The organism is Roseovarius sp. (assembly GCF_965277045.1).
Lineage (GTDB): Bacteria > Pseudomonadota > Alphaproteobacteria > Rhodobacterales > Rhodobacteraceae > Roseovarius.
Genome location: NZ_OZ255712.1, coordinates 829,459 through 842,264, shown reverse-complemented (window position 1 = coordinate 842,264; position 12,806 = coordinate 829,459). Strand labels below are relative to the sequence as shown.

General features: G+C 66.7%; 14 protein-coding genes, 1 tRNA gene and 1 riboswitch. Of the genes, 4 read left to right on the top strand and 11 right to left on the bottom strand.

Annotated features, from left to right (window positions below; all coding sequences use genetic code 11):
- Positions 1-77: 77 nt before the first annotated feature.
- A riboswitch (cobalamin riboswitch) is annotated at positions 78-266 on the bottom strand.
- A 77-nt stretch (positions 267-343) separates the two neighbouring features.
- The 3 genes from ACQY4V_RS04100 to ACQY4V_RS04090 form a co-directional block, all read right to left on the bottom strand.
- A complete protein-coding gene (locus tag ACQY4V_RS04100) occupies positions 344-625 on the bottom strand; it encodes a GNAT family N-acetyltransferase (RefSeq protein WP_152496014.1) in 282 nt (93 codons plus the stop codon).
- A gap of 146 nt (positions 626-771) precedes the next feature.
- On the bottom strand, positions 772-1,521 hold the full coding sequence (locus tag ACQY4V_RS04095) for a YebC/PmpR family DNA-binding transcriptional regulator (protein WP_152491870.1): 750 nt from the start codon (positions 1,519-1,521) through the stop codon (positions 772-774).
- Positions 1,522-1,737: 216 nt separating this feature from the next.
- On the bottom strand, positions 1,738-2,223 hold the full coding sequence (locus tag ACQY4V_RS04090) for a transglycosylase SLT domain-containing protein (RefSeq protein WP_428515633.1): 486 nt from the start codon (positions 2,221-2,223) through the stop codon (positions 1,738-1,740).
- 221 nt (positions 2,224-2,444) lie between these two features.
- Between ACQY4V_RS04090 and ACQY4V_RS04085 the strand changes: the two genes are divergently transcribed.
- Positions 2,445-2,732: a hypothetical protein gene (locus tag ACQY4V_RS04085; RefSeq protein ID WP_428515632.1), complete on the top strand. Its 288-nt coding sequence runs from the start codon at positions 2,445-2,447 to the stop codon at positions 2,730-2,732.
- Positions 2,733-2,861: 129 nt separating this feature from the next.
- Here the strand turns inward: ACQY4V_RS04085 and ACQY4V_RS04080 are convergent, their stop codons facing one another.
- The 6 genes from ACQY4V_RS04080 to mgtE form a co-directional block, all read right to left on the bottom strand.
- Positions 2,862-4,640, bottom strand: coding sequence for an SLC13 family permease (locus ACQY4V_RS04080; RefSeq protein ID WP_428515631.1), 1,779 nt, complete (start codon positions 4,638-4,640; stop codon positions 2,862-2,864).
- On the bottom strand, positions 4,640-5,596 hold the full coding sequence (locus ACQY4V_RS04075; protein ID WP_428515630.1) for a DMT family transporter: 957 nt from the start codon (positions 5,594-5,596) through the stop codon (positions 4,640-4,642). Before ACQY4V_RS04075 ends, ACQY4V_RS04080 begins: the two co-directional genes overlap by 1 nt.
- Entirely contained in the window at positions 5,593-6,405 is an 813-nt protein-coding gene (locus ACQY4V_RS04070; RefSeq protein WP_428515629.1) for a TIGR00282 family metallophosphoesterase, read from the bottom strand. Before ACQY4V_RS04070 ends, ACQY4V_RS04075 begins: the two co-directional genes overlap by 4 nt.
- Before the next feature lie 93 nt (positions 6,406-6,498).
- Entirely contained in the window at positions 6,499-6,972 is a 474-nt protein-coding gene (locus ACQY4V_RS04065) for an OsmC family protein (RefSeq protein ID WP_428515628.1), read from the bottom strand.
- Positions 6,973-7,219: 247 nt separating this feature from the next.
- Positions 7,220-7,777 (bottom strand): 5-formyltetrahydrofolate cyclo-ligase, encoded by a 558-nt coding sequence (locus ACQY4V_RS04060; RefSeq protein ID WP_428515627.1) that lies wholly within the window; start codon positions 7,775-7,777, stop codon positions 7,220-7,222.
- Entirely contained in the window at positions 7,774-9,210 is a 1,437-nt protein-coding gene (mgtE, locus tag ACQY4V_RS04055; RefSeq protein WP_428515626.1) for a magnesium transporter, read from the bottom strand. Before mgtE ends, ACQY4V_RS04060 begins: the two co-directional genes overlap by 4 nt.
- A gap of 130 nt (positions 9,211-9,340) precedes the next feature.
- On the opposite strand from mgtE, the gene guaD reads away from it, so the two are divergent.
- Positions 9,341-10,627, top strand: a complete 1,287-nt coding sequence (guaD, locus tag ACQY4V_RS04050; RefSeq protein WP_428515625.1) for a guanine deaminase — start codon at positions 9,341-9,343, stop codon at positions 10,625-10,627.
- A 99-nt stretch (positions 10,628-10,726) separates the two neighbouring features.
- Here the strand turns inward: guaD and ACQY4V_RS04045 are convergent.
- Positions 10,727-10,813, bottom strand: a tRNA-Leu gene (locus ACQY4V_RS04045).
- 124 nt (positions 10,814-10,937) lie between these two features.
- Between ACQY4V_RS04045 and lipB the strand changes: the two genes are divergently transcribed.
- Complete coding sequence (gene lipB / locus ACQY4V_RS04040) at positions 10,938-11,585, top strand: lipoyl(octanoyl) transferase LipB (protein WP_428515624.1); 648 nt, start codon at positions 10,938-10,940, stop codon at positions 11,583-11,585.
- 169 nt (positions 11,586-11,754) lie between these two features.
- Here lipB and ACQY4V_RS04035 read toward each other — a convergent pair whose 3' ends face one another.
- On the bottom strand, positions 11,755-12,183 hold the full coding sequence (locus ACQY4V_RS04035) for an organic hydroperoxide resistance protein (RefSeq protein ID WP_428515623.1): 429 nt from the start codon (positions 12,181-12,183) through the stop codon (positions 11,755-11,757).
- Between the two features lie 106 nt (positions 12,184-12,289).
- On the opposite strand from ACQY4V_RS04035, the gene ACQY4V_RS04030 reads away from it, so the two are divergent.
- Entirely contained in the window at positions 12,290-12,718 is a 429-nt protein-coding gene (locus ACQY4V_RS04030; protein ID WP_428515622.1) for a MarR family winged helix-turn-helix transcriptional regulator, read from the top strand.
- The last annotated feature ends 88 nt before the right edge of the window (positions 12,719-12,806 follow it).

Genomic DNA, 12,806 nt, shown 5'->3' with positions numbered 1-12,806 from the left:
CCCCGGGCCGGACTGGGGCGAGGGAAAGCCGCGCGAGAACCGTTCTTCCGGTCCACCGCCCGCACCGCCCCCCGCGGTTCGACGTTCTCCCAAAGGCTGGTTTCCGGGCTTGGCGGGGGTGCGGATACGCGCGCCTTCCCGGGGCATGTCGCCCCAGTGGCCATCTGCGGTATCCCCCATCCTTACCGTTGCGGGGGCAGCGCCGGACTTTCACCGGCTTCCCAATTCTCCGCGACCTGCGCGGCACCTTCGGGAGTCTCACTTTGCCGCCAAGCGGCCCCTGACGCAACCCGCGATTGCGACCTTGAAGCGCCGTGAGACGACACCATCAGCCGACCATACGTCAGGCCAGAACGTCCGCCCACTCCGGGTGCCGGCGAAACTGCGACGCGGCAAACGGGCAAAGCGGCGTGATCTTGCGCCCCGCCGCGCGGGCATCCTCCACCGCGCGGGTCACCAGCGCCAGGCCCACGCCCTTGCCGCGATAGGCGTCCGGCACGCCGGTATGGTCGATGATCATGCCCGTGCGTCCCAGCTTGGAATAGGTCAGCTCCGCCTCCGGCCCGTCGTCGATCCGGGTGACATAGCGCCCCTTGCTCTCTCCGTCTTCGTGTTCGATCTGCATGCCGACTCTCCCCTGGCTGCGCGCAGCATGCCGCAGCGCCGCAAAAAGGTCCACAACACGGCACAGCGCAGGCTCCGCGCACGACACCGCCCCGAACGCAAAACGGCGCCCCGCCGGGACGCCGCCTCAAATCCGTGCGGGCCGGATCACTCCGCCGCCAGCTGGTCCATCACCTCGTCGCTGGCCTCGAAATTCGTGGTGACGTTCTGCACGTCGTCATCGTCTTCCAGCGCGTCGATCAGCTTCATCAGCTTCTGCATGCCTTCCAGGTCCAGTTCGGTGGTGGTCGTCGGACGCCAGGCCAGCTTGGTCTCCTCGCTCTCGCCCAGTTCCGCCTCCAGCGCGGTCGAGACATCGTTCAGGTCCGTGTCCGCACACCAGATCACGTGCCCGTCCTCGCCCGATTCCACGTCCTCGGCCCCGGCCTCGATCGCGGCCATCATCACCGTGTCGCCATCGCCCGCATCCGAAGGGTAGGTCACCTGCCCCTTGCGCTCGAACATGAACCCGACCGAGCCGGTCTCACCCAGATTCCCGCCATGCTTGGTAAAGGTCGAGCGCACCGTGCTGGCAGTGCGGTTGCGGTTGTCGGTCATCGCCTCGACGATCACCGCGACACCGTTCGGGCCATAGCCCTCATAGCGGATTTCCTCGTAATCCTCGCCCTCGCCCGCGACCGATTTCTTGATCGCCCGGTCGATATTGTCGTTGGGCATCGACTGCGACTTGGCCTGCTTGACCGCCAGCCGCAGGCGCGGGTTCTTGTCGGGGTCCGGGTCGCCCATCTTCGCGGCGATGGTGATCTCTTTCGACAACTTGGAAAAGAGCTTCGCCCGCTGGGCATCCTGACGGCCCTTGCGGTGCTGGATATTGGCCCATTTGGAGTGGCCGGCCATGACGTGCCTCCGATGACATGCGTAAAGTTCACGCCTCTATAAATCAGGCGCAGGCCCCTGTGCAATCCCGCCAATCACCTGCCCCGCGCCACCGCGCCGGGCTGGACCAGACCGGCGGCTATATCGTGAAGGATGACAGGCGCGTGGCCCTGCCCCGGACCGCTCCCGTGCTCGGCGTGTCACGTCGCGCGATCCGGCCGCTCTGGCCGCCCCGCCTCAGCGGCAGTGCCGCGCGATCTCGCGCTCGCGCAAGCCGGTCTGAACCAGCAGACACTTGTCCCGCGCGGCATAGTAATAGCCCCGCGCGTACCACATCACCGCGTCGGGCTCGCTGCCGTCCGACACCAGCCATGCGCCGCGCAGGTACTTCACCGCGTATTTCAGGTTGGTTTCCGCATCCAGAAGGTCGCTCGGCGCGCCCTGAAAGCCCATGCCCTTTGCGGTGGCGGGCAGGATCTGCATCATGCCGAAATACGGCCCGTTGCGCGCCCCGGGCCGATAGTCGCTCTCACGCTGCACCACCCGGTGCACCAGCGACCGTGGCACCTCGTAATCGTCGGCATACTGGTTGATCAGCGCCCGAAGCTGCGGCGTCTCGTTGGGATAAAGCGGCGGGCTATGCGCGGCGCGCGGCTCCGGCGCCTCCTTCGCACTGCATCCCGCAACCACGCAAACCAGCATGAACGCCATCAAACGCCGCATCAGAGAATCCTCCGGTTTTTTTGCCTTTTTCCCCAAGCCCGCGCGGCAGGCAAGCTTTCCGGAGTCCGACGCGCGGGAATCCGCCAAAAAAATTGTCCGCCCGCCTCTTGCAAACGACCCCGCGCATCCCATTTTCCCGCCATCCGGGCGCAAGGCTCCGTCCGGCGGCTTGAAGGCGCAGGGTCGCGCTCAAAGCGCCTTTCTCCTTCTGGATCAAACACATGCGCATCATCACCGCGGCCATCATTGCCGCATTCGCCGCCCTTCCGGCCTTCGCCGACGAAACCGAAGGCCACGTACTGGCCTTCGACCGTGTCGACGGCATCATCGTGCTCACCGACAAGACCGTCTGGCACGTGCCTGCCGAGATCACCCTGCCCGACGACCTGTCGCGCGGCGACCGCGTGCTTTTCGAGTACGACACCGCCGGCGAAGACGGCATGACCAAGCTCAACACGGTCACCCGGCTGGCCACCGCCCTGCCCGAAGGCACCGACGGCGGCAGCTGATCGCGCTCTTTACCGGGGCCGGCCTCGCGCCCGTCCCGGTCCGGCTTCGTCCGAACCGACGCCAGGCCCCGCGCCGCACAATCTCCGGCGCGGCGCGCTTATCCTGCACTCACCGCAGGACCCTCGGCCTCACAGCGGCCAGATGAACGGGATCAGCGCACTGGCCAGCAGCCCCACGCTCAGGTTCAGCGGCACGCCCACCTTCAGGAAATCGGTGAACTTGTAACCCCCCGGCCCATAGACCAGCGTATTGGTCTGGTACCCGATGGGCGTAGCGAAACTGGCCGAGGCCGCGACCATCACCGCCACCACCAGCGCCCGCGCGTCGATCCCCATCGCATCCGCCAGCCCGATGGCGATGGGCGTCACCACCACCGCCACCGCGTTGTTGCTCACCAACTCCGTCAGGATCGAGGTCAGAAGGTAGATCGCCCAGACGATCAGGAAGGGCGGCAGAGATGACAGCCCCGGCGCCACGTAGTCGACGATCAGCTGTATCGCACCCGACGCCTCCAGCGCCGCCCCGATGGCCAGCATCGAGAAGATCAGCGCCAGCAAGCGCCCGTCGACAAAGGAAAACGCCTCGTCCGCGTCGATGCAGCGCGACAGCAGCACCACCGCCAGCGCGATCACCGTCAGCGCCAGGATCGGCGCCACGCCCAGGGCCGCCAGGATCACGATTCCCGCCAGCGCCGCCAGCGCCACGGGCGCGTGCCCGCGCCGGAACGCCTTGGCCGAGGGCTGGCTCACGTCCACCAGGTCCATCTCGCCCGCCAGCCGCTTGATGTCCTCCGGCGCCCCTTCCAAAAGCAGCGTGTCGCCCACCCGCACGATAAGGTCATCCAGTTGCCGCCCGATATTCTGGTTCCGCCGGTGCACCGCCAGCGGATAGACCCCGAACCGCCGCCGCAAGCGCAGCGAGCCGAGCGAGCGCCCCACCATCTTGCAGCCCGGCGTGATCAGCACCTCCACCGTCGACGTCTCCACCGCCGACACCTGGTCGACCCGCTTCAGTTCCTTGTTGCGCTGCAGGCTCAGCAGTTCGGTCATCTGCGTGCGCAGCACCACCCGGTCGCCCACCTGCAACTCGACCCCCTGCAGGTTGCGCCGCAGCGAGATATCGCCCCGCACCACGTCCACCAGCCGCACGCCCTCGCGCTTGAACAACTGCACGCCCGTCACCTCGCGGCCGATCAGGTTGCTGTCGGGCGGGATCACCGCCTCGGTGAAGAACTTCATCTTCGAGCGGTCCGACAGCATGTCCGCCATGCTCTCGCGGTCCGGCAACAGGCGTGGCGCGATGAAATAGAGGTACACCGCCCCCCACGCCACCAGGCACAGCGCCAGCGGCGTCACCTCGAATATCCCGAACGGCTCCATCCCCTGCGAGCGCGCCACACCGTCGACCAGCAGGTTGGTCGAGGTCCCGATCAGCGTCAGCGTCCCGCCCAGGATCGCCGCGTAACTCAACGGGATCAGCATCTTCGAGGCCGTCACCCCCAGCGTCCGCGCCAGTTGCACGAAGATCGGGATCATCACCACGACGACGGGCGTGTTGTTCATGAAGGCCGATCCGAACACGACAAAGGCCATCAGCATCCCGATGGCCAGCTTCGGCTTCACTTTGGCCTGCCGGTCCGCCACGGTGGTGAACGCGTCCAGCGCCCCGGTGCGCACCAGCGCCCCCATCACCACGAACATCCCCGCGATGGTCCAGGGCGCGGGATTGGCCAGCACCTCCAGCCCCGCGTCGTAAGGCAGCACCCCCAGCGCCAGCAGCACCGCGGCACCGCTCAGCGCCACCACCTCGGTGGGATAGATCTCGCGGATGAACAGCACGAACATCACCGCGACCACGCCCAGGGCGACCAACGGCTGGGCGCCCTGCGAAAGTTCGATGAATTGCATCAGCTCTGCCCGTCCCGGTCCGATGTCATGCCAACTTCGGCATTGTCATCTATCACGCGCCCCGGCACAAGAACCCGCGCCGCCCGCGGCTGTACCAGGAACATGCCCAGCATCATTGTTCCCAGCGCCAGCCAGACCCAGATCGCATAGCTTTCCTGCAACAGGGCCATCGACCACAGAACCCCCGCCGCCGTCACCATATAGGACGTCTGCGCGGTAAACACCGACCCGGCCCGCCCGACCATCCAGACATAGGTGGCATAGACCAGCGCGTGCAGCGCCGCCCCCGCCGCCAGCGCCAGCTCGGGCACGCCGATCCCGTTCAGCGGATTGATCCACTGCCCGCTCAGCAAAGCCGCCGGCAGGCAGATCACCAGCCCGACTAGAGACGCGCCCAGGATCACCTGCATCGGGTCCAGGCCCTGCGTGCCCCACAAGGCCACCAGGTTGCCCTCGGTCGCATAGAGCGCCGGCGCGCACAGCGCCAGCAGGACGAACCCTGCCGAGGCCGCGCCCGGCAGGCTCGCCTCCGGCCCCACCAGCATCACGATGCCCACAAGGCCGATCACCACCCCGACCAGGCGCTGCCACTCGAACCGCTCATTGCCCAGCGCCACCGCGATCGGCAGCGAGAACATCGCCACGCTCGAGACAACGATCGACATCACGCCGCCCGGCAGTTTCGCCGCGGCAAGATAGAAGAAAACGTCGGGCAGGACCGCGCCGCACAGCGCGACCATCACGAAGAGCCGCAGGTAGGCCCGCCCGAAAATGATCCTGCGCCCCCGCACCAGCGTCACCGCGCCCAGGCAGACGACGACCACCACCAGCTGCCAGAAAATCAGGCCGACCGGCTGGTGCCCGGTGCTGACGGCAATCTTGGCCAGCGGAATCGTCAGACCCCACCCCAACCCCATCGCGATCAGAATGGCATAAAGCCAAAGATCGGATTTCATGGGCCACCCGGCGACAGCCGCCCGCCCTCGCGGACCATCTCGACACGGGTGGCTTTGCCGGTGGCGTCATCCGTCTCGACATACAAGCCGCACAGCGTGACCTCGCCCAGCGCCGGCGTGAACCGCTCCTTGCCCATGCCGGTCACGAAGCGGCGCATCGGTTCGGCCTTCTCCATCCCGATCACGCTCAGGTAGTCGCCGCACATGCCCGCATCCGACTGGAACGCCGTGCCCCCCGGCAGGATCTGCGCGTCGGCGGTGGGCACATGGGTATGGCTGCCCACGACGATGCTCGCCCGCCCGTCGCAGTAATGCCCCATCCCCATCTTCTCGCTGGTGGCCTCGCAATGGATGTCGATCAGGCTGGCCTGCACCCCGCCGCCCGGCACATGGGCGCGCATCACCGTATCGACGGCGCTGAACGGGTCGTCGAAGGCGCGTTTCATGAACACCTGCCCCAGCACCTGCGCCACCATCACCTTGCGCCCCCGCGCATCGGAAAAGACCGCCGCACCGCGCCCCGGCGCGCCCTTGGCGAAGTTCAGAGGCCGCACGATCCGCGGTTCGCCCTCAATATATTGCAGCATGTCCTTCTGGTCGAAGGCGTGATCCCCCAGCGTCAGGCAATCCGCGCCCGCCTCCAGCAGATCCTTCGCATGTGCCCCGCTCAGGCCCATCCCGCCCGTGGCGTTCTCGCCGTTGACCACGACGAAATCCAGCTTCCACGCCTGGCGCAGGCCCGGCAAACGCTCCGCGACGGCCTGCCGTCCGGCCCGGCCCATCACGTCTCCAAGATACAAAATCCTCATGCCGAAACTGGTAGAGACACCGCCTCCAAAGGGCAAGGGCCACCGACGCTCCCCCCTCCGACCCGGGCCTGACCCGGGACCTCCCAGCCCCGTTCAGCCCGCCGCCACCTCGTAGCGCGCCTCGTAGACAATCGGAAACGCCACCGACCGCGCGATGAAACAGACCTCGTGAATGCGCCCGTGGATCGCGTCCGCCGCCTCCAGGTCCGTGCCCTCGGGCACCGTGATCACTGGGCGCAGCACGGCCCGCGTGAACCGCCCCTTGCCGGACCGCTCCACCTCCGCCTCGCCCAGCGGGTCGTCAACATAGCCGTGCACCGCGATCCCGGCGTCACTGGCGAAATGCAGGTACCACAGCATGTGGCACGCACTCACTGTCGCCAGCAAAAGGTCCTCGGGATTGTGCAGCTTCGGGTCCCCGCCCAGCACCGGATCGTTCGAGCACGCCACAACCGGCTTGCCCGGAGTCTCGATATTCCACGTCCGGTCATACCCCTTGTAGCTCCGGGTGCCGTCGCCCCGGTTGCCGGTCCAGACCACCTTGGCGGTATAGTCGTGGGTGTCCATGTTCATCTCTTTCCGACAGGTGCGACGGGTGTGCCGCGCGAACGCCAGACCGCGGGATGGCGACCCGACCGACGGTCAGGGCACTTTATCTCAGCAACTTCCGCAAGACCTCAAATCAAATCGCCAGCGTACCCCAATCGCCAGCCCGTCCGGGCGGTCTGGCGATCGCGCGGCGGCGCAGCAAGCTGCGCCTTGACTCCGCGCGCTATCCAAGATCAACCGCCGTGGTGAAAAAACCAGTCCCCCGTCAAAACCCGATCACCTCTTTCTCCGTCACAACCATGTCCAGCGGCTGGTCCGTGGGCTCCAGCGGCAGCCCCTCGGCCTCCTGCGCCGCAAAGGCGAACCCGATGGCCAGCGTCGCCCGCTTGCCCCTCAACAGTTCCAGCGTCCGGTCATAGAACCCCCCGCCATACCCCAGCCGTCCGCCATTCCGGTCGAACGCCACCAGCGGGACAATCAGGATCTCCGGCTCGAAAAAGTCATCCACCTCCGGCACCCGTGCGCCAAACGGCCCGTCGCGCAACTCACCATCCGGTTCCCAGCGCGAGAACTTCAGCGGCAGTCCCTCGCCTTCGATCACCGGCACGCCCACCGGGCCATGCGCCGCCGCCTCGGCCATCGCCGGCAACGGGTCGATCTCGGTGCGTATGGGCATATACCCCGCCAAAGGCACGCCGCGATACCCGGCCAGCACGCCGGACAAGAGGCCCGCCCCGGCGCCCTCTGCCCCGTCAAACGCCGCCTTGCGCCGCGCAAAGGCCGCCTTGCGCGCCGCCGCCTTCACGTCCGCCAGATCGCTCACAGCAGCACCACCGCCGCGAGCCCCAGGAAGGCGAAAAAGCCCACGATATCCGTCACAGTCGTCACGAACGCGCCCGAGGCCAGCGCCGGGTCCACGCCCACCCGGTCCAGCACGACAGGAATGACCGTGCCCGCCAACCCAGCCATCACCAGGTTAATCACCATCGCCGCTCCGATGACATAGCCCAGTTCCGGCCCGCCGAACCACAGCACGCCCACGATCCCCATCACCACCGCGAATATGATCCCGTTGACCAAGCCCACCAGCACCTCGCGTCGGATGAACCGCCACACGTTCGACCCTGTAAGGTCCTTCGTCGCAATCGCGCGCACCGCCACGGTCAGGCTCTGCGTCCCCGCATTGCCGCCCATCGACGCCACGATCGGCATCAGGACCGCCAGCGCCACGATCTGCGCGATCGCCGCCTCGAACTGCGCAATGACCAACGACGCCATGATCGCCGTCACCAGGTTCACCGCCAGCCACGGAAACCGCCGTTTCGTCGTGCTGATCACTCGATCGCTCAGGCTGCCTTCCTCGCTCACACCGGCCAGGCGCAGGATGTCCTCCTCGTGCTCCTCGTCCAGCACCGCCATCGCGTCGTCGATGGTGATCACCCCCACCAGCCGCTCGTCCTCGTCCACCACGGGGGCGGAAATCAGGTGATACTGGTTGAACGCATAGGCCACGTCGCCCTCGTACTGCTCGGCGGGAATGACGTGAAACGTCTCCTCCACCAGCGAGCTCAGCATCACCTCGCGCCTTGAGGCCATCAGCTTGCCCAGCGTCACGTTGCCCACGGGTTTCAGGCGCGGGTCCACCAGCACGATGTGATAGAACTGGTCCGGCAGGTCGTCCTGGTCGCGCAGATAGTCGATCGCCTCGCCCACGTTCCAGTGCTCGGGCGCCATCACCACCTCGCGCTGCATCAGGCGCCCGGCGGAATACTCTGGGTAACTCAGCGACTGCTGCACCAGCGTCCGGTCGCTGTCCTCCAGCACGCCCAGGATCTCGGCCGCCCGGCTTTCCTCCATGTCCTCGACCAGGTCGACCACGTCGTCCGATTCCAGGTCGCGTACCGCGTTGGTCAGAACCTCCGGCGCTAGGATCGAGATCACCTCCTCGCGGATCGTCTCGTCCAGCTCCGTCAGCACGTCGCCGTCGAACTCGTGCCCGTAAAGCTCGATCAGCCGGCGGCGGTCGAAGGAATTGATCTGTTCCAGAAGGTCGGCGATGTCGGCGGGGTGAAACGGCTCCAGCTCCTGCCACAGCATCGCCTGGTCGCCGATATCCACCGCATACATGATCCGGCCCACGACTTTCTGGTCCAGAACATAGGCGCTGTCCTCGCGCTCGGGCTCTCGCTCGGGCTCGGGCACCTGCGCGGGTTCGCGCTCTTCGGTCACGTCGTCCTGCTGGTTTTCCTCGGCCATCGCGCGCTCCCCGGTTCTGCGGCACCATGTAGGACAAAGCCGCGGGAAATCACAACGTAATATGCGGGATTTACGCCTGTCTTCTGCGCACCTATCCTGCCCCCGACCGGCCCCGAGGACACCACCCCGCATGACCCCCCCGCGCATCCTGACCGGACAGGTCCTCTGCTTCACGCGCTCGCCGTTCGAGGGCGACCCCGCCGGCTCTGCCCGCCTCGACGAGGCGGTCCTGATCGAGAACGGTCGCATCATGCGCACCGGCCCCCTCGCGGACCTGCGCACCGCCGCCCCGGACGCCCGGATCGAGCGCTACGACGACCATCTCATCTCGCCCGGTTTCATCGACGCCCACGCGCATTACCCCCAGACCGGCATCATCGCCAGCTGGGGCAAGCGCCTGCGCGACTGGCTGGAAAGCTACACCTTCCCCGAGGAAATGCGCTTCGCCGATCCCGCCTACGCGCACCGGATCGCCAATCGCTACCTCGACCTGACGCTGGCCAACGGCACCACCACGGTCGCGACGTTCTGCACCTCCCACGCCCACAGCGTCGACGCCTTTTTCGAGGCCGCGCAGAGCCGCAACCTCTGCGCAGTCGCCGGCAAGACCTGCATGGACCGCAACGCCCCCGCCGCCCTGCTGGACACCGCGCAATCCGCCTATGACGACAGCGCCGCCCTCATCGCCCGCTGGCACGGCATTGGCCGGCTGACCTACGCCATCACCCCGCGCTTCTCGCCCACCTCGACGCCCGATCAACTCTCCGCCCTCGGCGCCCTCTGGGCCGAACACCCCACCTGCCTGATGCAAACGCATCTTTCCGAACAGGTCGAGGAAATCGCCTGGGTCAAATCCCTCTTCCCGACGGCCCGCGACTATCTCGACACCTACGAGTTCCACGGCCTTCTCGGCCCCCGCGGCCTCTACGGCCACGCCATCCACCTCACCGCCCGCGAACGCGCCCGCCTGGCCGAGGCCGACGCGGCGCTCATCCACTGCCCCACCTCCAACACCTTCATCGGCTCCGGCCTGTTCGACATGGCCGCGCGCCTCGAGGACGGCCACCGCATCGGCCTTGCCACCGATACCGGGGGCGGCTCGTCCTTCTCCATGCTGCGCACCATGGCCGCCGCCTACGAGATCGGCCAGCTGTCCGGCACCGCTCTGCACCCCGCGCAGCTGTGGTGGCTGGCGACAGCGGGCAGCGCCGACGCCCTGCACCTCTCGGACCACATCGGCACCATCGCCCCGGGGATGGAGGCCGACCTTGTCGCCATAAACCTCGCCTCGACCCCGGCGATTGCCCAGCGCGCCGCCAGCGCCGAGGACCTCTGGCAGGCCGTCTTCCCCACGATCATGATGGCCGACGACCGCGCCATCGCGCAGGTCTGGGTGACGGGAACGCCGCAATCGTAGGGTGGGGTTCAACCCCACCACGCGAACGCCGATTTTCGAATGAACATCGATGCACCCTCCACCCTCGATCATCGCGCAACGCAAAAGGGTGTTCGGGACTGGTGCGGTCGGGGGGACTCGAACCCCCACGAGTGTTAGCTCACAGCGACCTCAACGCTGCGCGTCTACCAATTCCGCCACGACCGCCCGTGACCGAAAGACGCTCTGAACGAACGCCTTGGTGCAGCGCCGTATAGGCAATCGCGCCCGGCTTGTGAAGGCCAAAAACCACGGCTTTGACAAAATCCGCGCCACCTGCCAAAGCACGCCGATGGTAGACTGGATCACCTCCCCCGGCCTCGTCGACTACGAGACCGCCTGCGCCAAGATGGAGGCCCGCGCCGAGGCCATCGCGCGCGGCGCGGCGGACGAGGCGATCTGGCTGCTGGAACATCCTCCGCTCTACACCGCCGGCACCTCCGCCAAACCCGCCGACCTCACCGATCCCGACCGCTTTCCGGTCTACCCCACCAAGCGCGGCGGGCAATATACCTATCACGGCCCCGGCCAGCGCGTCGTCTACGTCATGCTGAACGTGGGCCAGCGCGGCCGCGACGTCCGAGCCTTCGTCCAGCAGCTCGAGGCCTGGGTCATCTCCACCCTCGACCAGTTCAATGTCACCGGCGAGATTCGCGAGGGCCGCGTCGGTGTCTGGGTCGTGCGCGACGACAAGCCCCTCACCGCGACGGGGCAAAAGCCCGAGGACAAGATCGCCGCCATCGGCATCCGCCTGCGCAAATGGGTCAGCTTCCACGGCATCTCGATCAACGTCGAACCGGACCTCGATCACTTCACCGGCATCATCCCCTGCGGCATCACCGACCACGGCGTGACCTCGCTCGTCGATCTCGGCCTGCCGGTCACCATGGGCGACGTGGACGTGGCCCTGCAAAAGACCTTTCCGCGAGTGTTCGGCTAAAGCGTTTCCGGGTCAGTCCGAAACATGCATCGCTTCTGGCGATCCAAGAGGCCGCGAAACGCGATCCGGTTTTTCCCGGAAACGCCTTGATCGACGCAGGAAAAGACCCGGACGAAGCACGATTCACGGTCTTGCCTCGCCCGGGCCCACGCCGGCAATAGGCCAGCCGTCAGGCCAGCTCGGTCTTCACCTCGATATTGCCTTGCGTCGCATTGGAATACGGACAGATGAAATGCCCGCGTTCCATGATCTTCTTCGCAGTGTCCTCGTCGACACCCGGCATCTTCACCTTCAGTTCCACCTTCAGGCCGAACCCGCCATCATCACGCGGCCCGATCCCCACCTTGGCATCGACAGATGCATCCTTGGGCACCTCGCCCAGCTTCTCGCTCTGCGCGGCGAACCGCATCGCGCCCAGGTAGCACGCGGCATAGCCCGTCGCGAACAGCTCCTCGGGGTTGTGTCCCTTGCCGGCCCCGCCCAGCGCCTCTGGCGTGTCCATGGTAAAGGTCAGCATGCCGTTCTTCAGGCGCGCCACCCCTTCGCGGCCACCGCCGGTGGCATGGGCTTCGGTCCAGTACTTGATATCGGTCGACATGAAGGTTCCCTTTCATCGCTCAAGATTAAATCGTACACGACACATATGTCGGCGACCCGACCTGTCAACGCTTGCGATCAAATCGCGCACGACATATCTTTTCGCAATGAGCACCCTGCCCCCACCCGACATGCTGTGCTTTGCGCTCTATTCCACGGCGCACCGGATGCAGCAGACCTACAAGCCGCTCCTCGCCCCGCTGGGCCTGACCTATCCGCAATACCTGTTGCTCAGCGCGCTCTGGTTCGGCGACGCCCGCACGGTCGGCGCCCTGGGCCGCGAGTTGCAGCTTGAATCCAACACCCTCACCCCGTTGATCAAGCGGCTGGAAACCCGCCGCCTCCTGCGCCGCGAACGCGACACCGCGGACGAACGCCAGGTCCGCGTGCATCTCACCGACACGGGCCGCGCCCTTCAGGCCGACGCCGCGCATATCCCCGACTGCATCACCCGCGAAACCGGCATGGACATGACAGACCTCGCCCGCCTGCGCGACGAGATCCTCGCCCTGCGCGACCGGCTCGACCGCGCCTGACGCCCAGCGCCCCTCCCGGCGCGGCCACACCTTCCTCTGGCCGAAAATATCCCCGCCGGAGGCCCCGGCCTGCCAAACGCCCTTCGTC